Here is a 22,667-nt window from a genome sequence, read left to right on the forward strand (position 1 = left end):
CCAGACCAAAGCGCGGCGGGGAAATGCGCCGCTCCGGGGCGGTGGAATTGGCATGACATTTGCAGCCTTGCGGGGACACGAAGGCAAGGAAAGAGCCCCCGATGGTTGCGCTGGTGCGTGCTGCAAACAGACCCAAACTCGGCGCAAGTCTCTTGCCCGTGGGCATTCTGGCCGTGGTCGCCATGATGGTTCTGCCGCTGCCGCTGGTGCTTCTGGACATCTTCTTCGTCTTCAACATCCTGCTGTCGCTGCTGGTGCTGATGGTGGCGCTCTACAGCTACAGGCCCTTGGATTTCTCGTCCTTTCCGTCGGTGCTGCTGATCGCGACGGTGTTTCGGCTGGCGCTGAACGTCGCCTCGACGCGGATCGTGCTGACCGAAGGTCATACCGGCAGCGGGGCGGCGGGTCAGGTGATCGAAGCCTTCGGCAATTTCGTCATCGCGGGCAATTTCGCGGTGGGAATCGTGGTCTTCCTGATCCTTGTCATCATCAACCTCGTCGTCATCACCAAGGGTGCGGGCCGGGTGTCGGAAGTGTCGGCGCGCTTCACGCTGGATGCGATGCCGGGCAAGCAGATGGCGATCGACGCCGATCTCAATGCCGGGCTGCTGACGCCCGAGCAGGCACGTGCCCGTCGCGCCGAGGTGGGCGAGGAGGCGGATTTCTACGGAGCCATGGACGGTGCGTCGAAATTCGTCAAGGGCGACGCCATCGCCGGTATTCTCATCCTGATCGCCAACATCCTGGGTGGCATCATCATCGGCACCTCGCAGCACGGCCTGTCCTTTGGGCAGGCGTCCGAGACCTATGTGCTGCTGTCCATCGGCGATGGTCTGGTGGCGCAGATCCCGTCGCTGCTGCTGTCGATTGCCACCGCGATCATCGTGACCCGCGTGGCCTCGACGCAGGACATGGCGGGCCATATCGGGGCGCAGATCGGGTTGCACCGCGCCTGGGTGCCGGTGGCTGCCGTCATGGCCATCATGGGGGTGATCCCCGGCATGCCGAACGGGCTCTTCCTGACCTTTGCGCTGGCGGCAGCCGCTGTGGCCTGGTTCACGCGCGATACAGGCGAGACCGAGGAGGCCGCAAAACCGGCTGCTCTTGGCCAGGCGGCGCGCCCCAGCGCCCTGCCCGCACCGTCCTCCGGGTCGGGTGGTGGGTCAGCCGGCGGGTCGGAGACCTCGAACGCGATCACGCCAGAAGATGTCACCGATTATGCGCCGATCACGATCCAGATCGGCTTTGGCCTGATCCCGCTGATCGAGGAAACCTCGGGCGGTGCGCTGGTGTCGCGGATCACCGCGATCCGGCGTGACGCCTCCAAGGCGATGGGCTTTGTCATTCCCGGCGTGCGCATCCGCGACGACATGGGGCTGCCCACCAACACCTACCGCATCCGCATCCGGCAGGCCGTGGTGGCCGAGGATGTGGCCTACCCGGATCGCAAGCTGGCGCTGCCGGGCGGTGGCACCATCCGCAAGCTGCGGGGGATCGAGGTCAAGGACCCGTCCTTCGGGCTCGATGCGGTGTGGATCCAGCCGCATCAGCAGACCGAGGCGGAGGCGGATGATTATGTCGTGGTCGAACCCGCATCGGTCATCGCCACCCATCTGAGCCAGATGCTCTATTCCCACGCCGCCGACCTGATCGGGGCGGATGACGTGCAGGGGTTGCTCGAAAACCTTGAACGGGTGGCACCGACGCTGGTGGAATCGGTGGTGCCGAAACTGGTGCCGCTGCATGTGCTGACGGCGGTGCTGCGCAGCCTTCTGACCGAACGCATGCCGATCGCCGATCTGCCGCGCATCCTCGAGGATCTGGCGGGCATGTCGGGGCGGGTGTCGGACCCGCAGGACATGGCCGAGGCGCTGCGCCGGGCGCTGGCACCGCAGCTTTTGCAGCAGATCGCCCCCCTCAAGGACAGCCTGCACCTTGTCACCCTGTCCTCGCCGCTCGAGGAATTGCTGGTGCGCTCGGTGCACGGGTCTGCCGGGCTGATCGTCGATGACGGGCTGACGCGGCAGATCCTGACGCAGATCAACGCCGCCGAAGAGGCGCTGGTCGCCAAGGGCAGCCAGCCGGTGGTGGTGGTGTCGGCGCAGCTGCGCCGTGCCTTCGCCGCCTTCCTGCGCGCCCATGGCGTGAGCGCCATCGTGATGGCGGTGTCGGAACTGCCGGACAACCGCAAGATCGAGATCGCCGCCAGCATCGGCGCGCAGCTGCCCCCCGCCGCCCCTGCCGGAGGAACCAAGCCATGAGTACGATCATTTTTCGCGCCAGCGACAATGCCACGGCGCTCGAGCTTGTCGAACGGCGCTTTGGTGGCGATGCGCTGATCCTGTCCACCGTCTATATCGACGGGCGTGTCGAGATCACCGCCACCGACGCGGCGCCATTGCCGGCCAATTCCGATACCGGAGCGCCCAGGGTCTCCCGCCGCCGGGTCGACGTGATGCTGGATGCGCCTGTGGCTCTGACACCGCCCGATCCGGCGCCACAGAGCGCGGATGCAGCCCTGCCACGCTTTCTGCGCCAGCCGCCACATTCCCCCTTTGCCGCCGCGCTGGAGGCCGCCCGGCAGGCCCCCGTGCCGCAAGACCCCGCGCCTCGCAATGACCCTGCCCTGTTGCGGGCCGATCTTCTCGAGGCGGCGCGCATCGTGCTGGTGGGGCCCTGCGGGGCGGGCAAAACGCAGGTGGCCTTGCAGCTTGCGCTGTTGCGCCGGTCCCGGAAACCTGACGCGGTTCCGGGTTTCGTCTTTTGCGGGACAGGGTCCCGGGCGGATGGCGCGGTGTTGGCACAGAAATCGCATCTGCTGGGTATGAAAACCGTATTCCAGACCCCCACCGACATTGCAGCCCCCTCTGCGGCGGCGTCCGAGATCGTCCTGCTGTCCGGACGGGTGCAGGACGCCGCCCTTCAGGCCCGTGGCCTGTCGGGGGCGCACGGCACCCGCACCCTGCTTGTCCTGCCGGACGGGCTGCGCCCCGAGCGCATCACCCGGCTGGGCGCGCAATGGCGCGAGATCACCACCTCGGTGACCATCGGCCATGTCGCGGCCGCCGACAGGGCAGAAGCCGAAGCCGCCCTGTCGAGTGGCCAGTCGAGCGGGCCTGCGCTGGATCTCCTGTGGCTGTCGGATCCGGACGCGCTGGTCGACGGGTTGTGCCCGGTCAAGCCGGACGCACCGGCCCAGCCGGTTGGCCCTCTGCCCGGTGCCGCATTCGCAGCGCCGGTGGTTTTTCGCCGTCACCACAAGTCGGAGGCCCGGCCATGATTGCCCCTCTACGCTATGCAGAACAGCAACCGACCCCGACCAGCCTCATTGAAGGGCATATGCCGCTGGTGCAGAGACTGGCCTGGCATTTCTATGGCCGGGTCAGCCGCTACGTGGAAGTCGATGACCTCTTGCAGGCAGGCTATCTGGGCCTGGTCGGTGCGGCGCAGCGTTATACCGCCTGCGAGGGGGTCAGCTTTTCCGCCTATGCCGCGATCCGTATTCGCGGGTCGATCATCGACCACCTGCGCAGCAATTCGAACCTGTGCCGCAACACCATCGCGATGCGCAAGAAGGTCGAACTGGCCAGCCGCGACCTGTCGCAGATGTTGGGGCGCGAGCCGGAAAAGGCCGAACTGGCGGAGAAGCTTGGCATGGCGTCCGAAGAACTGCACGATTGGGAAAACCGGTTCCAGGTGAACCAGGTGCACTCGCTGGACGAGATTTACACCGATCATTCGATCCTGTTCAGCGACACCAAGGGCACGGCCGAGGACGATCTCGAACGCAGCCAGCTCAAGGGCATTCTCAAGGAGTCGCTGAGCGCATTGCCGGAACGCAACGCCCTGGTGCTGCAGCTCTATTACGTCGAAGAGCTGAACGTCTACGAGATCGCGGCCATTCTCGAAGTGTCTACGGGCCGCGTGTCGCAGATCAAGAAAGCCGCCATCGAGCAATTGCGCGACATCATCCAGGCCCGGCTGGCGGACTGATCCCGCCCACGGGGCAGGACGGGACCCGTCCGAAAAGCCGGTGGGCGGCTTCAGCTGTCGGAATTCCACGCGTCGATGAGCGTGGTCAGGTAATCCCCGGTCGAGTTCAGCTGCGTGATGATCCGTTCCATCTCGGTGAAGCGGGCGATGTAGCGGGCGCGCAGATCCGCGCTGCGGGTGTCGAGCGCCTCGAGCGCGCTGGTTTCCGCGGCGATGGTGTCGCGCAGCCCGGTTTCGCGCTGCGCCAGGGCCGCGCCATTTTCCACCACGCTGCCAAGATAGGATTGCAGGCTGCCCAGCATGCTGGGGCCAAAGCGGATCTCGGCCAGATCGGTGTCCGCCTCCACGGTCAGGCTGATGCCGCGCATTGGGCCGGAATTGACGGCATAGAGCCAGCGCCCGTCCTCCTGTTCGCGCCCGATCAGCGCCACACCGTCGAGCGACGCCGCCCCTGTCGCGGGATCGCGCGTCAGCCGGAACGTGCCTGCGTCGGGGGCCACTCTTGGCGTGCCGGTCACGGTGGCACCGGCGGCGGTCAGGTCGTCGCGGATCAGCGGGTCGAGCAGCGCCGGGTTGGCGGTGAGGGCTGCGGTGAATGTGGCCGCATCCAGTGACAGCCGGCCATCGCGTTCGGTCATCACCCCGATATCGGCCAGATGGGTGCCCGCGCCGCCAAAGCCGCGCGCCAGCACGCTCTCCATCCCGCGCATCAGGCTTTCGGTCAGGGTATCGCCCGCCAGATCGCCCGCGCTGTCGGCGCTGCCGAAGCCGCGCGCGGTCAGATCGCTGAAGAGTGTCCGGGTGGCGTTGATCATGTCGACGAAGCCCTGCATCACCTCGAGCGAGCCGTCTGTGTCGGGGGTCGCGGTGATCGTGGCGGCGGCAGTTGTGGCGGTGAGCGTGAGATCGACACCGGGCAAGAGATCGGTGACCGTGTTGGAGGCGCGGGTCACCGGGATGCCGTTGAGGCGCAATTCGGCATTGCCGGCGACCTGCACCTGCACGCCCGTGGGATCTGCGGCAAAATCAAGCGCGGCCAGACGCGGATCGCTGTCTGTGCTGGCGGAAAAGCGCAGCGCGTTGGCCGTGCCGGTGTCCGAAGTGACACCCAGCGAAAACGTGCCATCGCCGCTGTCGATGACGCGGGCCGAGACCCCGTCGAGCAGGTTCAGCGCCTCGGCCACGTCCGAGAGCGTGCTGCCTTCGGCAAAGGTGATGGTGTTCGCGGTGGCGCTGCCTTGGGTGAAGACGGGAGGTGTGTCCCCGGACCAGCTGCCTAGAGCCACGGTGAGCGATCCGGCCCCGAGCTCGGCATCGGCCGAGGCATGGCCTGTGAAGTTCAGCACCTGTGGCGTGGCCAGCCTGTCGACAGCGACCTGCGCCGATGTCAGGTCGAGTGCTTTGGCATCGGTGACGGAGGCGCGGACGGCGGATGTGTCGCTGCGCACCGCAAGCGGCGAAAGCTGCCGCATCAGGGTCAGCATCTCGTTGAGTGTTTCGGTCTGGCCGCGCAGGCGCTCGTAGCCCGACAGGCGCAGTTCTGCGGTGTCGATGCGCTGGCTGATCAGCGATTTGCGCGGTTCGATCTCGGCCTTGGTCAGGGTGTCCGTCAATTCGGAGATGTTCAGCCCGGACCCGCCGGTGTTCAGGGAACTCAGGATGTCCATTGGTCCGCTCCGTCTTGATGGGGTGCTGTTGGGTTAACGGCCGAACCGGCCCGGACCGTTAGGGGCCGAAGCTCAGTAGTTGATCTCGATCTCGATGCGGCGGTTCTTCTCGCGGCCTTCGGGGGTGTCGTTGTCGGCGACAGGGGTGGATTCACCCCGGCTGGTGGCGGTCAGGCGGTCCGGGTCGATGAGGCCCGAGCCTGACAATTCGCGCACCACCGAGGAGGCGCGCGCGGCGGCCAGTCCCCAATTGTCGCGATAGGGCGAGGCCCCGGACAGCGGCACGGTGTCGGTATGCCCGGTGACGGTGATGCTGCTGGCCTCGCTCATGGCGGAAAAGGCCAGCCGGGTCATGATCTCGCGCGCCTCGGCGGTCAGGTCGGCATCCCCCGAGGGGAAGGCACCGCCCGCACCGACGGTCACGACGACCTTGTCCTTGCGCTGTTCGATCGACACCAGACCCTGCGACACCTGCCGTTGCAGCGCGACGCGCAGTTCGGCCTCGGCCAAAGCGGCGCTGCGTTCGGCCTGACCTTCGGCAATGCGGGCCTGTGAATTGTCCTGTTGCTGCTGCACCGCCTCGGCGATCTGCGACAGCGCCTCGCCCAGCCCGTCCATCATCACGTCCGAGGGATTGCCCTGGTTGTTCTGTTGCGCGGTCTCGAGCGCTTCGGCGGCAGCGCCAAGCTGGTCGGCCAATGTGTCCTGGGTCGGGTTCTGGAAGGACAGCACCACCTCGCCATCGCGGGTCTCGACCTTCACCTGACCCTGTTCGAGCGCCTCATCGATGGCTTGGGCCAGCGCGTCTGCGGCCTCTTGCCGGGCGCGGTCCGCATCGGTCTTGTCCTCGTTCCGCTCGCCTGCATCGCCCTGGCCCTTGTCCTCGGTTTCGGGACGGGTGACATCGGGTGCCTCGGTTTCGGTGGTCTGCTGCTTGAGCTGTTCGGTGACAGCGACTTCGGGGGACGGGCTGAATTTCAGATCCAGCAGGGTGGTGCCCTTGGGCTGCTCGAAGACGGGGATCTCGCGCTGCACGCCAAAGGAATTGCTGAGTGACCCCGCCACCATCTTGAACTTGGGCTGGTTGAATTCGGCGAAGGACAGGATCAGCACGAAGAACGCCATCAGGAGCGTGGCGATGTCGGCGAAGGTCGCCATCCATGCAGGGGCCCCCGGCGGGGGGCATTTCGGGCAATCGTCCTCTTCGATCTCCTCGACCGGAATGGGAAGCGGTATGGGAGCGCGCGCCATCGGTCTGTCCTCAGGCGGCCATCAGCTTGGTCTGCAGCTTGGGCGGCAGCACGGCGACCATCTGTTCCTGCACGCTGCGCCCGGATTCGCCGCGGGCGATGTTGCGCAGACCGGCCAGAACCATGTCGCGATACTGCGCCTCGGCGGCGGAATAGCCTTCGAGCTTGGCGAGGATCGGACCGAAGATCACGTTGGCCAGAAACGCACCGTACAGGGTTGTCAGAAGCGCCACCGCCATTGCCGGGCCGATCGCCTTGGGGTCGGCCATGTTGCCCAGCATCTGCACCAGCCCGATCAGCGTGCCGATCATCCCCATCGCAGGGGCGATGTCGATCCAGCCGCGGATGGCGTCATGGATCTCGACATGGCGGGTCTTCATCGCCTTGATCTCCTGGTTCAGCTGCTTGGCCATCTTGGCCTCATCGGCGCCATCGACCAGCATCTGCAGCCCCTTGGAAAAGAACGGGTCCGGCACGTCCTGGTTTTCCAGCGCCATGAGACCGTTCTTGCGGGCGACGTCCGAGAGCTCGACCATGCGCAGGATCAGCGCTTCCTGATCGGGGGATTTGGGCATGAACACCTTCTTCATCGCCCCGAAGCTGCGCAGGAAGGTCGGCATCGTGCATTTGTACATGACGGCAAAGAAGGTGCCGCCGACCACGATCAGCAGGGAAGGCGTGTCGATGAAGGGTCCAAGACCGCCGGCGGCGATCATGGAGCCGATCACCATGCCGACCGCGCCCACCAAACCGATGATCGAAGCTAAATCCATATCCGCGTCCTCTTGACCGAAAACATCCCCATGACGGGTGTTCCCGCCTGTCTGTCCAGCAAGAACTGTACCAAGGTGAGGGGAAAAATTTTCCCTTCCAGTCCAGATGGTTAGATGAAGGTTTCGGAATTTTTCTAAACAAATCCGGGGACGGTCGTTTCCTTGATCAAGCGCTGGCCAGCGTCACAAAAACCTCAGGAGACTGAAACCATGACCACCATCAATACCAATATCGGCGCGATCACGGCCCAGGCGAACATGAACCGCGTCAACGAGGACATGAACGCGGCGATGGGCCGTCTGTCCACGGGCCTTCGCATCAACGCGGCGAAAGATGACGCGGCGGGCATGGCCATCGCCGAGAAGATGACATCGCAGATCACCGGCCTGAACCAGGCTGTGCGCAACGCGACCGACGCCAAGAACCTGCTGGACACCACCGAAGGCGCGCATGTCGAAGTGTCGAACATGCTGCAGCGTCTGCGCGAACTGGCGGTGCAGTCCTCGAACGACACCAACACCTCGTCGGACCGCAACAACCTTGGTGCGGAAGCCAAGCAGCTGATCACCGAGATCAACCGCGTTGCCAAGGACACCACCTTCAACGGGATGAACATTCTCGACGGCACCTTCGCCGGCAAGCAGTTCCAGATCGGTGCGGATTCGGGCCAGGTTCTGAAAGTCAGCGTCGACAGCGCCGCGGCCACCGATATCGGCGCGAACACCTTCAAATCGAACGTGTCGCTGGCCGCCGGTGCAGGCACCACGGATACCGGCATCACCGCCGCCTCGACGATCAACATCACCGGCTTTGCCGGCAGCACCGAGCTGACCACGACCGCAGGCCAGTCGGCCGAGGAAATGGCCGCAGCCATCAACAACACCACCGCCTCGACCGGCGTGTCCGCCTCTGCCGAAACCAATGTCAGCCTGTCCGGCCTGTCCGGTGCGGATACCCTGACCTTCGACGTCAACGGCGTGAGCATCGGTACGGTTGCGATCTCCGACACGGGCGATCTGCGCGGTATTGCAGATGCGATCAACAACCAGTCCGGCCGGACCGGTGTGACCGCACGGATGGGTGAAACCAATGCCGAGATCATCCTGACCGACTCCACCGGTGCGGACATCCTGATCGAGGATTTCACCAGCGGCGCGGCAGACAAGACGATGACCGCAACGGCGCTGAACACCGATGGCACAGCAGCCGGTGCAACCGCAGGCACGCATACCGCAACTCTCGACGATACCGACAATGACGTGGCGATCAGCGGTCAGGTCGAACTGACCTCGACCAAGGCGTTCTCTGTCGGCACCGACGAAGTGACCGCAGGCGAAGTGTTCTTCGAAGCCAATGCCAACACCTCGACGCTGAGCTCGGTTGCCGAGATCGACCTCTCCACCCTGGAAGGCGCTGCAGACGCGCTGAAGGTCATCGACGTGGCGCTGCAGAAGATCAGCCAGTCGCGCTCTGACTTGGGTGCGGTGTCCAACCGTCTGGACAGCACGATCTCCAACCTGACCAACATCACCGTGAACGTCGAAGCGGCGCGCTCGGGGGTGATGGACGCGGACTTTGCCAAGGAATCGTCCGAGATGGCCCGGGCAAAGATTCTCCAGCAGGCGGGCACCGCGATGCTGGCACAGGCCAACAAGTCCTCGGAAAACGTGCTCAGCCTGCTCCGCTGACGTCGAGCTCCCGACGCTATCTTAAGAACCCCGGCGGTATCGTCGGGGTTTTTCATTGTTTGACAGAGGCTTGGAGCAAGGCATGCGCGCGTCGGGATGTCGACACGGGCTTTGTCTGATTGGGGTCATTCACACAAACGGCAGCCCGCTTCAGGAATTAAGGGTAAGCGGGGAAAAATTTTGTGAATATGCAACTTGTACATCGTCAGACCCAGGGACAGTCGCTGGTCATGACCAGCGTCATGCAGCAGGCGATCGCCCTGCTTCAATTGTCCAACACGGATCTGCAGCGCTATATCGAAAAAGAGGCCGAGGAAAATCCGTTCATCGACGTGAACGGGCGGCATCGTGCCCTGCCATCCCTGCCCTATTCCGGGAACGGCCCTGCCGAGCAGGACGATCCGATCAGCCGGATCGAAAACCATCCCCTGTCGCTCTACGGGCATGTGGCGGCGCAGCTCGATATCCTGTTTCCCAACCCCGCCGACCGGGCCATGGCGGATCGCTTTCTCGAGGCGCTGGACCCGAATGGCTGGCTGGTCGATCCGCTGGACCGGATCGCCGCCGATTGCGGTCTCGAGCTGGAGGCGGCCGAAGAGATGCTGCACACGGTCCAGCAGGTGGAACCTGCCGGACTCTTTGCCCGCAATCTGGCCGAATGCCTGGCGCTTCAGGCCGAGGACCAGGGGCTCATGACGCCGCTTTTCCGCAAGGTGCTCGACAACCTGCCGCGTCTGGCTGCTGCCGATCTTTCCGGTCTGGCACGGGTCTGCGGCTGTGGTCTTGATGACTTGCGCGGTCCGCTCAAGCAGCTGCGCAGCCTGAACCCGAAACCGGGGGCGGATTTCTCCGGCAACGATGTGTCGGAACGCGAACCCGATCTGATCGTCACCCGGGGCGAGACCGGCTGGGTGGTCGAACTGAACCGCTCCACCCTGCCTGCGGTCGAGGTGGATGAAACCCTGCTGGCGTCCAAGCTGACCGATCCGGCGGCGCGCAGCTATGTGGGTGAACGGCTCGGGGTGGCGCGCTGGCTGCGCCGCGCGGTCGAGCATCGCAACCAGACCACGCTGTCGGTCGGTGCCGAGATCGTCCGGCGTCAGGTGGCGTTCCTGGAAAAGGGTCTGGGCCATATCGCACCGATGAAGCTGGCCGATGTGGCGCAGGCGGTGGGGGTGCATGAAAGCACCGTCAGCCGCGTGACCACCGGCATCCTGATGGTGACGCCACATGGCACACTGGGCCTCAAGCGGTTCTTCAGCACCGCGCTGCCGGGCGAGACCGAGGGCGACGAGGCGGCGTCTGCCGCTGCCGTGCGCTACAAGATCCAGAAGATGATCGCGGCCGAGGACCCGCGCAATCCGCTCAGCGATGACGCCATCGCCAAGGCGGTCAGTGCCGGTGGTCCGGTGCTGGCGCGGCGCACCGTTGCGAAATACCGCGACATGCTCAACATCCCGTCCTCGTTCCAGCGCAAGCGGCAGGGCAAGCTCAACGCGTTCTGACAGGGACCGCTCAGGCGGCCGGTGTTTCCTGCCCGGTCGCTGCGCTGCCGTCCTTGTCCGGTGTCGACAGCACGAAGGTCAGGCCGGGCGCGATCCGGCCCAGCTGCGCGTGCAGATCGGCCTCGGATGTCGCTGCCATCACCCGCCAGAGACGAAACCCCCGGGCGCTGCGATCGGCCCGGAAGAGGGTTGGTGCGGCGCGCCAGACATAGAGGCAGACGAGGATCTGGATCGTGCTGCCCAGAACCCAGCCGATGGCCAGCCCCAGCAGCGTGAGCGCACCCCAGACGGCCAGCGCCGTCCAGAGCCGCATGTGGATCAGGTAGAGCGGGGCCAGCAGGGCAAGGAGCGGTGCTGTGCGCGGGTGCGCATCGTAGCGGCCGTCCTCGGTGACCACGACATCCCAGTTGCGCATCCGGTCGATGCTGGCATGGTTGGAGGTCACGGGTTCGGGGATGTCCACGGCTTTCCAGCGTCCGAGGGCAAGGCTGCTGCTGAGCACGGTCCAGTCGGTCTCGTCGCGGCGCAGGTCCAGCAGATGCTCCCGGTCGGTTTGCGCCTGCACCCGCTTGAGCAGCTGTGCGGCGAGGCCCTCCAGCGGCTTGCCGTCCAGCCGCAGCAGGATGTCACCCGGCAGGAGGCCAAGCGCGCGCCCCTGCAGGTTCACGGGTGCCAGTTTCAGGCAGGTCTGGGCCTTGGGCCCTGCGCTGTCTTTGGGCTTGGACATCGGGCCCGGCATCAGGGAAACGAATAGGGGTTGGGTCTGGGCTGGGCCGCCGGTCGCGCGGTTGGGCGTGGTTTCGGGCTGGCGGCGGGTTTGGCCACGGGCCTGGGTGCGGCCTGCGGTGCGGCGGCTTCGACAGGTCGGTCGGCCAGCATCCGCGACAGGGCCAGCTGCAGATCGGACAGCCCCTGGGTGACGGCGTCACGTGTGGTCTGGTGGTTCTGCTCGACGGTGTCGGACAGGCCGCGCAGCATCTGCTGGTCCAGGGGTGAGGCTCCCTCCGTGTCGGAGAGGGGTCCTGCCTCGGCCTCTGTGCTCTGCATCGCGGCCTGCACCGTTGCCTCGAGCGCGGCAAAGGCGTCCTGCTGGTCGGTCTGCAGCGTGGCAAGCGTCTCGTCCAGTGTCTCCATCGCTGCGATCTGCGCCTTGAGATCGTCCACCGAGGTCGAGAACAGCGCCAGCGCCTCCATCTGCGTCGCAGTGGCAAGGCGCATTTCCGACAGGGTGCGGAAATACACAAGACCACCGATCGCGATGGCCAGCACGGACCCCGCCACGACCCCGATCATCACCGGTTTCATGACTTGGGCGAAAGTGTCGAGCCGGTCCGCCGCCGCCTTCGTGTCGGAGGACAGGGTCGCGACATCGCTGGCGGCGTCATTGGCTGCGGCCGCCGCCTCGAGCGCCAGCTGGATGCTGGTCTCGATCTCGGTTGGGGGGGTGGTGCTCATGGCGGGCTCCTGTGGTGGATGCGCAGAGCCGGAGGCCCGGCCTGTTGCCTGAACCCATGCAGGGTTTGTGCCAAACCGGCGCTAAAACAGCCGGGAACCGTGGCGTTATAGATTTCGACGGCTTCAAGAGGGGTCGGCATGCAAACCCAACCGATGATGACAGACACCTACACGCAGCAGGCCGAGCGGCGCTCGGGCGGTGTGCACCCCGGATGCGCCTGCAGCGCCGGTGCCCCGTTTGCCCGTGCCAGCATCGGCGCGCGCAGCTACGAGATCGCCGATGTCACCGGCGAGGATGCTTCGGCGATCGCGTTCCGCATCGTCGGTGGCGTGGAATGGACCGCGCTTGGCTGCCGCACCGAAGATGGCTGGGCGCAGGTCACCGCCGAGATCCTGCTGCTCGATCCGGATGTTCTTTTCGATTTCCTGCAGACCCATGCGGTGCGCACCGGCACCGGCCAGGTCCCGCCCTATGCCATGGAGTTCGACACGCTGGGTATCGGCTGGTCCGCCTGCCTGATGCAGGACCGCGACGGCATGGTGTCCTTTGCCGGCGAAGAGCCGCGCCATGCCCGACTGGGCCGCAATGCGCCCTCCGACGGGCGGGCGCGGGCGATCATGCTGTTGCTGTCGGCCTATCCCGAGGCGCGCGACCGGTTCGAGCCCCATATCAGCCAATGGGCGCGACGCATCGCGCAGGGGGTCAGCGTCAAGCCGGTGTTCTGACCATCCGGCTGTGCCGCACGGCTGATCCGGGACGAAGCGAGAGATCCGGTCAGTCTCGTGGACGCAGAGTGTGGACGCACATTGCCTGAAAAAGGCCATGGCCGGTCCCGAGTTTCGTCCAATTCCGCCCTTTCGGGCGGGACGATCGCGCATGTTATATCTTTAGATATAAACAGTCAGCATAAGATATTCTCGCGTCCCGTTGGATTCTGCTAATCAAAACGCAGTTTCTCTAGTCTTTCTTGGAGTGTTCAAAGTGAAAAGACGTATCCTTACCCTTGCCGCATACCTGCTTGGAACCTTTCTTCATGTGACGGGGGCTGCGGCCGAAAACGTCATCCTGACCCTCCAGCACGTTGCCAGCGGCCAGAGCGTCACCTTCACCGATGAGCAGCTCATGGCGCTGCCGCAGGAGCGCTTCGAGACCGAAACCATCTGGACCGAGGGTGTGGTCGAGTTTTCCGGACCGTCGCTCAAGACGGTGATCGAACAGGCTCAGATGGCCCCCGGCGACGTCCAGCTTTACGCGATCAATGATTACAACATCGTGCTGCCGCTCGACAAGATCGAGGACGGTGCGCCGGTTCTTGCGAACCGGATCGACGGTGCGCCGTTTTCCGTGCGCGACAAGGGCCCGCTCTGGGTGGTGTTTCCCTATGATGACGTGTCCCGCTACAACACCGAAGAGTATTTCGCGCTGAGCGTCTGGCAGCTCAACAGGCTGAACGTGTTATCGGAGTGAGCAAGACCACGATCTCGGATTTCGACACCAGCCTGAACCAGACCCTCAGCAGGACAACGCGTTTTGCGCCGCGCATTCTTCTGGGGCTGCTCTTGGTGTCGAGCATCGCCCTTCTGATCAGCGCCTTCAGCTTCGAGCGGCGTCTGGACAACGTGCATCTGGCCAACAGCGACAACACCGGCTGGATCGTCGCGCAGCTCGAGGTGGATCAGCAGGACCTGATGTTGCGCCTGGCGCGGGCCTTGCCGCGATCATCGCAGGACCAGGGCGATCTCACGGTCAGCCCCGCCGACCTGCAGCGGATCAAGCAGGATTTCGACATCCTCTACAGCCGGATCACCGTTTTCGAGGCGGGGCTCAAGCGGTTGCTCGCCTCGGACAACCTGATGGCCGAATTCGAGAGGCTGAAAACCATCCGGCAGGACCTGGCGGATCAGATCGACAGCATCCAGACACCCGATGTCGCCGCCCTGAGGGAATTCCAGGACTCTGTGACTGCGGCCTATCCGCTGGTGCGCGAGATCGCCGTTGCCGCCTTGCAGGAAACGGTCTCCCAAACCGCCGAAATGCGCCAGCAGGAGCGCAGCGTCTTCCTCGTCTTCCTGGTGCAGTCCATCGTTCTTGTGGCGTTGATGGTCCTGAGCGCGTTCCTGGCGATGCGCATCTGGCGCGATCTGGAGGAAAAGACGGCCGAGAAATTCCGCATCGGCGGATTGTTGTCGCGGGCGTTCAATTCGAGCCTGAACGCCGTGCTCGTGACGGATCGGCATGCGCGTATCCTCTACAGCAACGCGATGGCGCAGAACATCTTCGGCACCGAACGCGCCTCGATCGTGGGGCTGAACATCAACCACGTGATCAGCCTCGAGGATTCCCGGGTGCCCGAGACCGGGGATGGCGGGAAATTCGGGGCCTTCACGGGTCTCATCAATGCCGGTCCCAAGATCGTCGGGTCGCGGAATTCCGATGGCAGCCCGATCTTTGTCGAGATGCTGCTGGTCCGCGACAAGGATATCGCCGGGCGCGAGGTCGTGATCTGCTTCATCCGCGACATCACCGACCAGGTGATCGCCGAGGAAAACCTGAAGGACGCGTTGCGGATCGCCGAGCAGGCATCCTCGGCCAAGGACGCGTTCCTGGCAACCATGAGCCACGAGATGCGCACCCCGCTGCACGGGATCATGGCCTCGCTCGAACTGATGAAGGACAGCCCGCTCACCCCGGCCAATCTCGATCTGCTGGAAACCGCCGAGGCCTGCAGCCACCGGGCGCTGACGCAGATCAACAACGTGCTGGAAATGGCCCGTCTCGGCCAGCAATACGAGGCGCCGCGCGCGTTGCAGCCCGATCACATCGCGCGCGACATCCTCCGCGAGCTGAAGCCGCTTGCGAACAGCTCGCGCAACACGCTGGAGCTTGTGGTGCAGGGGCCGTTCGACGCCTACCGGCTTGAAGGGCTGCCCTACACGTTCTCGCAGGTGCTTTATAATCTGGTCGATAACGCGATCAAGTTCACCGAGAATGGCAGCGTCATGGTGCGCCTGTACCTGTCCGCGGCGCATTCCGGCATGGCGACGCTGCTTGTCGAAGTGGCCGATACCGGGATCGGCATTTCCGAGAAGGCGCAGGCCCATGTATTTGAAGAGTTCAGGACCGCCGATCCGAACAGGATCTCTCCCAAGAGCGGATCCGGGCTTGGCCTGTCGATCGCCAAGCGCGGGGTGGACATGCAGGGTGGCGCGCTCTTGCTGCGCAGCGCCCCCGGAGAGGGCAGCCGGTTCCATTTCAAGATCCCGCTCAAGGCGGTTCCGGCCGAGTTCAAGGCAGAGCCGACCCTGCCGCCGGTTGTGGAAGGGCGGACCGACGCGATCAGCGTGCCCAGGAAAATCCTCATCGTCGATGACAGCGAGGTCAACCTGTTCCTGATGCGCGAGATGCTGCACCGCATGGGTCACGAGGTCGACCTGGCCGAGAATGGCGAGGTCGCCGTCGCCAAGGCGGCGAAGACGCAATATGATGCCATCCTGATGGATTTCTCCATGCCCGTCATGGACGGCCCGACGGCGGCTGAAAAGATCCGCGCGATGCAGACGGAACCGGGTCGGATGGCGATCATCGGGGTGACGGCCCTGATCGACGCCAACGCGGATCCGCGGAACTGGACGTTGTTCGACGAGATCCTGATCAAGCCGGTCGGCCAGGCCCTGCTGGCCACGGCCATCGAGCACAGCACCGCGCCGCACGCCGTGATCACTGTGGCCCCTGCCCCGTCCGAACCGGTCGCGGAAGAGGTCGCGCCCTTCGTACCTTCGGACAGCACCGTTGAATCCGAGGACATGACCGTCTCGACCAGCTTCGAGGAGGTCATGTCGCTGGTCGGCAAGGACACCGCGGTCCGGCTGCTGCAAACCAGCTTCCTCGATGTCGAGGAAGCGCTCAGGGCGATGGCTGACATGGAGATGAGTGTCGAGGACAAGGTGTCGCCGATCCACAAATCCGTCGGATCGACGGCGCTTCTGGGGTTCGAGGACCTGTCGGACTCTCTGTCCGAGGCCGAGGTGATGGCGCTGTCAGGGTCTGATCCGAACGGGTCGGAACTGCCCAAGCTGATCGCGGCCCTGCTGAAGGAGGCGCGGATCGAATTCTCTGCGCTGATCGCGGCGCATCACAAGGCCGAGGACAGCCTAGCAGGGTCTGATGCCTAGCTTCTGCATCCGCCCGATCAGCGTGGTGCGTTTGAGCCGCAGCATGTCCGCGGCCTGAGACACGCTGCCCTCGCTCAGATCGAGCGCGGCGTCGATGACGCGCTGCTCGACCTTCTGCAGCATGCCGCGCAGATCCACCGTCCCGTTCTCGAGGATCAGGGACTTCATGTCGGTCGCCGTGTCGCCACAGCTGTCCATCGTGGCGTCGGGCACCGCAGCCGGGGCGACGGGAACCGCCGGTCTGAGCTGACCGATCGTGGGATGCAGGCTGGCCTGTGCATCGGCCGCCCCGATCGTCCGGTTGCGGAACAGGACCTGCGCCCGGTCGTGGAAATTGCGCAGTTCGCGCACATTGCCCGGCCAGTCATGGGTGCAGAGCACCTCCAGCGCCTCGGGGGTGAGTTGCAGCGTCGATCCCGAGGCGCTGGCCTGGGCCATCTTCCGCAGGATCAGCGGGATGTCCTCGGTTCGGTCGCGCAGGGCCGGGACCGTCAGGGCGAACACTTCGATCCGGAACAGCAGATCCTCGCGGAACCGTTTCTTGGCGACATCATCGGACAGGGTGCGGTGGGTGGCGCTGAGCAGCCGGAAATCGACCGGGATGGGAGTGCCCCCGCCGACCCGCTGGATCGTCTGGGTCTCGAGGGCGCGCAGGAGCTTGACCTGCACATTGAGCGGGGTTTCCCCGATCTCGTCGAGAAAGAGCGTGCCGCCATTGGCCTGTTCGATCAACCCGATCCGCTGCGCCTGCGCACCGGTGAAGGCGCCCTTTTCATGGCCGAAGAGTTCGGATTCCAGAAGATCGGCCGGGATCGCACCGCAATTGAGCGGAACCATCGGCCCGGTGCGGCCCGACATCATGTGAAGGGCCTTGGCCACCACTTCCTTGCCGGTTCCCGTGGGTCCCTGGATCAGCACCGGAACGGTGCTTGGCCCGATCAGCACGATGGCGCGTTTGAGCGATTGCATGACGGGTGTGTCGCCGACCAGAAGATCGTCGAGGCGCATATCGATCGGATATTGGTCGATGACGGATGATGCGGCCCAATGACTTGTCATAATATTCCAAACTACCTTTACCTGACACCCGGGTAACAGAATTGTGCCCTCTCCTTAAGAAGATAAAGGAAGGTCAATCATATCGTTAGATATAATTCCTATCTTTCGAATTGGGTGACGCTGTTCCTTTTTCGTGACAGCGCCATCACTGTTTCCCGCCCGTTGCTGTCGGGCGATAAACATGGAGCCCATGTGGATTAATGATCCGGGCATGTAAAACTCGGCTGATCCCGACCGTTGACTGGTATGCCAATTGCAGAGGCCCTTGCAGTGCTTCGGCCTAAGGCTTTGCACGCAAGGGAATTCCGAGGGATCACCATGACATCACCGAAAACATCAAGAACACCTGATACGGATCAAGGCGCCGCCATTGAAGCCTGGATGCCCGAAGGCCCGTTGAGCGGTCTCGATACGCTGTCCAGCCCGATCATGATCGCAGATGCGAATATGGTCATTCAGTACGTAAACTCTGCTGCAACGCAGATGTTCAGACTGATCGAAAGCGATATCAAGAAAGACCTGCCTCATTTCAACGCCTCTGATGTTCTGGGGAAATCCATCGATTATTTCCACAAGAATCCCAGCTATCAGCGTGGCATCATGGACAACATGAAGGGTCCACATGACGGCAAATTCAGCGTCGGTGGGAAAACGCTTGCTTTCCGGGCAACGCCAAAATGGGATTCCGCGCAAAATATTACAGCTGTTTATGTGGAATGGCAGGACCTGACTGCAATTCTCGCCGACCAGAAACAGTTTGATACGCTGCTGGACGGCATTTCCGACATGGCCCGCAAGCACGAGGACGGCCTGATCACGTCGCGTGTCGATCTGAGCCAGCTGGATGGGGCCTTCCACGATGTGGCGAAGCTCAGCAATGCGATGGTCGAGGGTCACATCAACACCAAGAAGAAGATCCTCGCCTGCATGACCGCTTTTGCCGAAGGTGATTTCGATCACGAGGTCGAACAGTTCAGTGGCGAGCGTGGCTTCATCAACGACGCCATCGAAAGCGCGCGCCGTTCGTTCAAGGACCTGACCGCCGAAATCGAGGCGATGAGCAATTCGATTGTCGAAGGCCGGCTGGATCACGCCTTGAGACCGCAGGATTTCAAGGGCGGTTATCGCGCGATCATCGAATCCTTCGAACGCTCCTACACATCGCTGAACGCGGTCATCACCGGCATCCGGTCGCAGGTGGAACAGGTGTCCTCGGCGGTCGACGAGGTGAACATGGCGGCGGGCAACCTGTCCGGCGCGTCGCAGACCCAGGCCAGCGCCATCGAACAGATCTCCTCGTCGCTCGAAGAGACCGACACGATGGTGCGCTCGAACGCCGAAGCCAGCGAGAAGATGCTGTCGGTTGTCGAAGAGGCCAGCCGCATCAGCGAGACCGGGCTGGCCACGGTGGACGAGATGGCGCGTTCGATGGAGGCCATCAAGACATCCTCCGAGCAGATTTCCCGCATCATCAAGGTGATCGACGAGATCGCGTTCCAGACCAACCTGCTGTCGCTGAACGCTGCCGTCGAGGCGGCACGTGCGGGTGAACATGGCCGCGGTTTCGCGGTCGTGGCGCAGGAAGTGCGCAACCTCGCGCAGCGCTCGGCCAAGGCGGCGCGCGAGACCTCGGATCTCATCGAGCAATCGGCGGCCAACGTGGCGCGCGGCGTGAAGGGATCGTCGGAGTCCGAACAATCCTTCCGCAAGATCAACGAGGAGATCAGCAAGATCGACGCCTCCTCGCGCCAGATCACCCAGAGCAGCCGCGAACAGGCGGCGGGCATTTCGCAGATCACCGATGCGGTGACCGAACTGTCCTCGACGGGCATGCAGGTCGCGTCGCAATCCGAAGAGCTGGCCGCGGCGGCGATCCAGATGCAGTCCTCGACCGAGTCGATGCGCACGTCGATCTACAAGTACAAGACCCGCAAGGCCGCCGCTTCGGGTGACAATGACCGGGACGCGCTTCTGGCCAAGCTGGGCCTGTCCTCGGCGGATCTCGCGATGCTGTCGGATGTCAAGAAACAGGATGGCCGGCGGATTTCCCTGTCGATGCCGACCGGGTCGAACGGCGCCTATGCCAACGGGTCCGACCGCAACGGGACCGTCAATGGTGCGGATCGCGACCGGCGCGGATACGGGCGGTTCTGACCGATGCCAGGGGGTCCACCCTCCTCTTGAATGAAGCCGGGCCCCGACACCAGCGCGATCTGGTGCCGGGGCTTCGGCATGGTGACGCCAGGCTGCCGATGGCGGAGAAGGACAGCGCAACGTGAGCTTTTCCATCGCATTCGATTACCGCTTCGACCGGTCGGGGTTTTTCGACGACCCGGTCCGCCGTGCCGTGCTCGAAGAGGCGGCGGCGCACTGGAGCTCTTTCATCCGCGACGAGTTCGAGGACCTGCCTGCGGGGATTTCGTTTGACCTGCGCGACCCGTCGGGACAGGGGACCCGGACCGTCACCCTGACCGATCCGGTCGATGACATCCTCATCTTCGTCGGGGCGGATCTGCTTGACGGGGCCATATTGGCGCTTGCCGGTCCAACTGGCGGGACTGCGGCGGGCGACGTCCTTGTGGCCCGGATCAGCCCGGATTTCCGCGGCACAGGTGCGGTGACCGATTTCGAACCCTGGGCCGGTGTCATCACCTTCGATGCCGATGCACGCTGGCATTTCGGCCTTGCTCCACCCGTCCCCGGACAGATCGATTTCCTGTCCGTGGCCGTGCATGAAATCGGCCATGTCCTGGGCATCGGCACATCGGGCACCTTTGAAAGCCGGATCATCGATGATGCCTTTACCGGCCCCAATGCGTTGCGGGTCAATCAGGGTGCACCAATCCCGCTGACCGAGGATCACGCCCATGTCGAGGATGGGTTCCGGGAGGATCTGGTGTCGCTTGACCCGATCCTGACCACCGGGACCCGCGTGCTGATCAGCGATCACGACAAGGCGCTTCTGGCCGATATCGGATACGAGATCGACGGCTTTCTCAAGCTGGGAGAGACCCCGCCCATCGCCACCCTTGGGTCCGAGCGGATCTTCGGACGCGACGTGGCCGACCGGATCGACGGGCTTGCCGGGGACGATTCCCTGCAAGGGGGCGCGGGTGACGATCTGCTGTCGGGCAATCTGGGCAATGACGACCTGTTCGGTCAGGCGGGCGATGACACGCTCGAGGGCGGGCCGGGCGACGACTACCTGGACGGAGGCATCGGCGATGACGTGCTGCGCGGCGGGCCGGGGACGGATCGCATGTATGGCAATGGCGGGCGCGACACCTTCGTGATCGCGGCCGGGGATGGGCACACGCGGGTCTTGGATTTCGAAACCGACCGCGAGACCTTGCGGCTGATCGACAGCGGGTTTGCGTCGGTACAGGAGGTCCTGGACGCGATCACCAAGCCCTTTTCGAACGTCTCCCGGATCCCCTTTTCGGATGGCACGACGCTTGATGTCTCGCATTCCGCGCAGGGCGGTTCACCGCTTGTCGCGGCGCATTTCGATCTCGTGACCACATCCGCGTCGCCCCCTCCGAGGGAGATCGTCACTGACAGGCCGGTATCCGTCTCGGAAAGCGTTCTGAACGGCACGGACGGGGATGACCCCGCGCTGATCGCAACCCGCGGGCTTGACCGGATCGACGGGCATGGCGGTGTCGACACGGTGCTCTTTGCCGGGGAGCAGGCGCGCCACCTGCTGCGCCTCGGGCCGGACGGGGTGGCGATCACCGATCGCGGCGATCCCGGGTTGGGCACGATCCTGCTCGACAATATCGAGCTGATCGATTTCGGCACCCCGATCGACATGGTCGGCGGTCCACTGGATCTGCGCAGCATTGCCGGTCATGCGGGTCTTGACCGGGATACGCTTGATTGCCTGATCGAGATGTATATCGCCTATTTCAACCGCGCCCCCGATGCGGTGGGGCTGTCCTTCTGGAGCACCGCCCATGCCAATGGCCTGTCGCTCGAGGAGATCGCGGAGGGCTTTGCCGACCAGCCCGAGACCCGCGCGCTTTACCCGCAGGACAGCCGCAACATCCTCTTTGTCCATGACGTCTACCAGAACGTGCTGGGCCGGGCGCCGGACATGGACGGGCTGCGCTTCTGGAGCCATGCGCTGGATGACGGGGAGATCTCGCGCGGAACGTTCATTCTCGAGATGCTGCGCGGGGCCAAGGCCGATCCACCCGCCGGCGCGTCACGGGCCTTTGTCGACCGCCAGCTGGCGGACCGGGAATATCTTGACCAGAAGACCGATCTGGGCGCGCTTTACGCCGTGCACCGGGGGATGTCGAACACTGATGACGCGGCCCATGTCCTGTCGCTTTTCGATGGCAGTACGGACAGTTTCTGCACCGCGGTCGCGGCGATCGAAACGCTTTACGATGCCGCCATGGATCCGCTGGCGGGCGACTTCCTGATGCAGCTTGTCGGCGTGCTGGACGACCCGCTCCTGTCCTGACCCGGCCTGCGGGGCGCACCTGCGGGCGAACAGGCTGTGCAAAAGATAAAGAGGCTCGAAAACGCTTATGTTTTTGCGGCAAGGCGCGTAATTTGCAGGCCTGCCATGGGCCATCCGACAGGCTCGGAGAAAGGTCATGCTTGAATTCGACAACGTGAGCAAATCGTTCTGGACGGGATCGCACCGCAAGGTGATCCTGGACCGGGCGTCGTTCCGTGTCGAACTGGGGCAATCGCTGGGGATTCTGGCACCCAACGGCACCGGCAAGACGACGCTGGTCAAGATGATGGCGGGGCTGGAAAAGCCCGACGAGGGTGAGATCCGCAAGACCAGCCGGGTGTCCTTTCCGCTGGGCTTCATGGGTGGGGTCGTCACCCGCCACACCGCGATGGAGAACGCGCGCTTCATCGCGCGGCTTTACGGGATCGACCCCGATTACGTGGAGGCCTATTGCCGCTGGCTCTGTGATCTGGGCGAATATTTCGACCAGCCCCTGGGCACCTACTCCTCGGGGATGCGCGCGCGCTTCACCTTTGCGCTGATGCTGGCGCTGGATTTCGACATCTATCTCGTGGACGAGGGGATGCCGGCCTCGACCGATGTCGAGTTCAACCGCAAGGCGGGCGACATCC

The 22,667-nt window shown here is 64.1% G+C and carries 17 protein-coding genes; 11 read left to right on the forward strand and 6 right to left on the reverse strand.

Annotated elements, in window-relative coordinates:
- Window positions 1-101 precede the first annotated feature (101 nt).
- The 3 genes from flhA to IEV82_RS21155 are packed head-to-tail and all read left to right on the forward strand — an operon-like array spanning window position 102 to window position 3,993.
- Window positions 102-2,261: a flagellar biosynthesis protein FlhA gene (gene flhA, locus IEV82_RS21145; RefSeq protein WP_188484078.1), complete on the forward strand. Its 2,160-nt coding sequence runs from the start codon at window positions 102-104 to the stop codon at window positions 2,259-2,261.
- Window positions 2,258-3,280: a flagellar biosynthesis protein FlhF gene (locus IEV82_RS21150; protein ID WP_188484079.1), complete on the forward strand. Its 1,023-nt coding sequence runs from the start codon at window positions 2,258-2,260 to the stop codon at window positions 3,278-3,280. The genes flhA and IEV82_RS21150 overlap by 4 nt, the downstream gene beginning before the upstream one ends.
- Window positions 3,277-3,993, forward strand: coding sequence for a sigma-70 family RNA polymerase sigma factor (locus IEV82_RS21155; RefSeq protein WP_188484080.1), 717 nt, complete (start codon window positions 3,277-3,279; stop codon window positions 3,991-3,993). The genes IEV82_RS21150 and IEV82_RS21155 overlap by 4 nt, the downstream gene beginning before the upstream one ends.
- A gap of 50 nt (window positions 3,994-4,043) precedes the next feature.
- Here the strand turns inward: IEV82_RS21155 and fliD are convergent, their stop codons facing one another.
- The 3 genes from fliD to IEV82_RS21170 all read right to left on the reverse strand — a co-directional run bounded on the left by fliD (window position 4,044) and on the right by IEV82_RS21170 (window position 7,683).
- Entirely contained in the window at window positions 4,044-5,660 is a 1,617-nt protein-coding gene (fliD, locus tag IEV82_RS21160) for a flagellar filament capping protein FliD (RefSeq protein ID WP_188484081.1), read from the reverse strand.
- Window positions 5,661-5,732: 72 nt separating this feature from the next.
- A complete protein-coding gene (locus tag IEV82_RS21165; RefSeq protein WP_188484082.1) occupies window positions 5,733-6,911 on the reverse strand; it encodes an OmpA family protein in 1,179 nt (392 codons plus the stop codon).
- Between the two features lie 10 nt (window positions 6,912-6,921).
- Window positions 6,922-7,683, reverse strand: coding sequence for a motility protein A (locus tag IEV82_RS21170; RefSeq protein ID WP_188484083.1), 762 nt, complete (start codon window positions 7,681-7,683; stop codon window positions 6,922-6,924).
- Between the two features lie 210 nt (window positions 7,684-7,893).
- Between IEV82_RS21170 and IEV82_RS21175 the strand changes: the two genes are divergently transcribed.
- Together IEV82_RS21175 and rpoN are read left to right on the forward strand one after the other, a co-directional pair.
- The gene (locus IEV82_RS21175; protein ID WP_188484084.1) at window positions 7,894-9,372 is read left to right on the forward strand and encodes a flagellin N-terminal helical domain-containing protein; all 1,479 of its coding nucleotides are present in this window, start codon (window positions 7,894-7,896) and stop codon (window positions 9,370-9,372) included.
- Between the two features lie 188 nt (window positions 9,373-9,560).
- Complete coding sequence (gene rpoN / locus IEV82_RS21180; RefSeq protein WP_188484097.1) at window positions 9,561-10,877, forward strand: RNA polymerase factor sigma-54; 1,317 nt, start codon at window positions 9,561-9,563, stop codon at window positions 10,875-10,877.
- Between the two features lie 10 nt (window positions 10,878-10,887).
- Here the strand turns inward: rpoN and IEV82_RS21185 are convergent, their stop codons facing one another.
- Window positions 10,888-11,604 (reverse strand): hypothetical protein, encoded by a 717-nt coding sequence (locus tag IEV82_RS21185; RefSeq protein WP_188484085.1) that lies wholly within the window; start codon window positions 11,602-11,604, stop codon window positions 10,888-10,890.
- Between the two features lie 11 nt (window positions 11,605-11,615).
- Window positions 11,616-12,332, reverse strand: a complete 717-nt coding sequence (locus tag IEV82_RS21190) for a hypothetical protein (protein WP_188484086.1) — start codon at window positions 12,330-12,332, stop codon at window positions 11,616-11,618.
- Window positions 12,333-12,470: 138 nt separating this feature from the next.
- On the opposite strand from IEV82_RS21190, the gene IEV82_RS21195 reads away from it, so the two are divergent.
- The 3 genes from IEV82_RS21195 (at window position 12,471) to IEV82_RS21205 (ending at window position 16,505) form a co-directional block, all read left to right on the forward strand.
- The gene (locus IEV82_RS21195) at window positions 12,471-13,058 is read left to right on the forward strand and encodes a hypothetical protein (protein WP_188484087.1); all 588 of its coding nucleotides are present in this window, start codon (window positions 12,471-12,473) and stop codon (window positions 13,056-13,058) included.
- A 256-nt stretch (window positions 13,059-13,314) separates the two neighbouring features.
- On the forward strand, window positions 13,315-13,800 hold the full coding sequence (locus tag IEV82_RS21200) for a putative pterin-binding protein (protein ID WP_188484088.1): 486 nt from the start codon (window positions 13,315-13,317) through the stop codon (window positions 13,798-13,800).
- Window positions 13,797-16,505, forward strand: a complete 2,709-nt coding sequence (locus tag IEV82_RS21205) for a hybrid sensor histidine kinase/response regulator (protein WP_188484089.1) — start codon at window positions 13,797-13,799, stop codon at window positions 16,503-16,505. Before IEV82_RS21200 ends, IEV82_RS21205 begins: the two co-directional genes overlap by 4 nt.
- Here the strand turns inward: IEV82_RS21205 and IEV82_RS21210 are convergent.
- Window positions 16,485-17,564, reverse strand: coding sequence for a sigma-54 interaction domain-containing protein (locus IEV82_RS21210; protein WP_188484090.1), 1,080 nt, complete (start codon window positions 17,562-17,564; stop codon window positions 16,485-16,487). The two genes, IEV82_RS21205 and IEV82_RS21210, sit on opposite strands and share 21 nt — an antisense overlap.
- Window positions 17,565-17,882: 318 nt before the next feature.
- On the opposite strand from IEV82_RS21210, the gene IEV82_RS21215 reads away from it, so the two are divergent.
- From IEV82_RS21215 to IEV82_RS21225, 3 genes are all read left to right on the forward strand, one after another.
- Window positions 17,883-19,718, forward strand: coding sequence for a methyl-accepting chemotaxis protein (locus IEV82_RS21215; RefSeq protein ID WP_188484091.1), 1,836 nt, complete (start codon window positions 17,883-17,885; stop codon window positions 19,716-19,718).
- Window positions 19,719-19,839: 121 nt separating this feature from the next.
- Window positions 19,840-22,035: a DUF4214 domain-containing protein gene (locus IEV82_RS21220; RefSeq protein WP_188484092.1), complete on the forward strand. Its 2,196-nt coding sequence runs from the start codon at window positions 19,840-19,842 to the stop codon at window positions 22,033-22,035.
- A gap of 136 nt (window positions 22,036-22,171) precedes the next feature.
- Window positions 22,172-22,667 (forward strand): ABC transporter ATP-binding protein (locus IEV82_RS21225; protein ID WP_188484093.1); only part of this gene is annotated, 496 nt, incomplete at its 3' end.

The organism is Marivita lacus (assembly GCF_014637725.1).
Lineage (GTDB): Bacteria > Pseudomonadota > Alphaproteobacteria > Rhodobacterales > Rhodobacteraceae > Marivita > Marivita lacus.

Coding starts and splice junctions, on each gene's coding strand:
- flhA (WP_188484078.1), top strand. CDS start 102: ATGGTTGCGCTGGTGCGTGCTGCAAACAGACCCAAACTCGGCGCAAGT.
- IEV82_RS21150 (WP_188484079.1), top strand. CDS start 2,258: ATGAGTACGATCATTTTTCGCGCCAGCGACAATGCCACGGCGCTCGAG.
- IEV82_RS21155 (WP_188484080.1), top strand. CDS start 3,277: ATGATTGCCCCTCTACGCTATGCAGAACAGCAACCGACCCCGACCAGC.
- fliD (WP_188484081.1), bottom strand. CDS start 5,660: ATGGACATCCTGAGTTCCCTGAACACCGGCGGGTCCGGGCTGAACATC.
- IEV82_RS21165 (WP_188484082.1), bottom strand. CDS start 6,911: ATGGCGCGCGCTCCCATACCGCTTCCCATTCCGGTCGAGGAGATCGAA.
- IEV82_RS21170 (WP_188484083.1), bottom strand. CDS start 7,683: ATGGATTTAGCTTCGATCATCGGTTTGGTGGGCGCGGTCGGCATGGTG.
- IEV82_RS21175 (WP_188484084.1), top strand. CDS start 7,894: ATGACCACCATCAATACCAATATCGGCGCGATCACGGCCCAGGCGAAC.
- rpoN (WP_188484097.1), top strand. CDS start 9,561: ATGCAACTTGTACATCGTCAGACCCAGGGACAGTCGCTGGTCATGACC.
- IEV82_RS21185 (WP_188484085.1), bottom strand. CDS start 11,604: ATGTCCAAGCCCAAAGACAGCGCAGGGCCCAAGGCCCAGACCTGCCTG.
- IEV82_RS21190 (WP_188484086.1), bottom strand. CDS start 12,332: ATGAGCACCACCCCCCCAACCGAGATCGAGACCAGCATCCAGCTGGCG.
- IEV82_RS21195 (WP_188484087.1), top strand. CDS start 12,471: ATGCAAACCCAACCGATGATGACAGACACCTACACGCAGCAGGCCGAG.
- IEV82_RS21210 (WP_188484090.1), bottom strand. CDS start 17,564: ATGACAAGTCATTGGGCCGCATCATCCGTCATCGACCAATATCCGATC.
- IEV82_RS21215 (WP_188484091.1), top strand. CDS start 17,883: ATGACATCACCGAAAACATCAAGAACACCTGATACGGATCAAGGCGCC.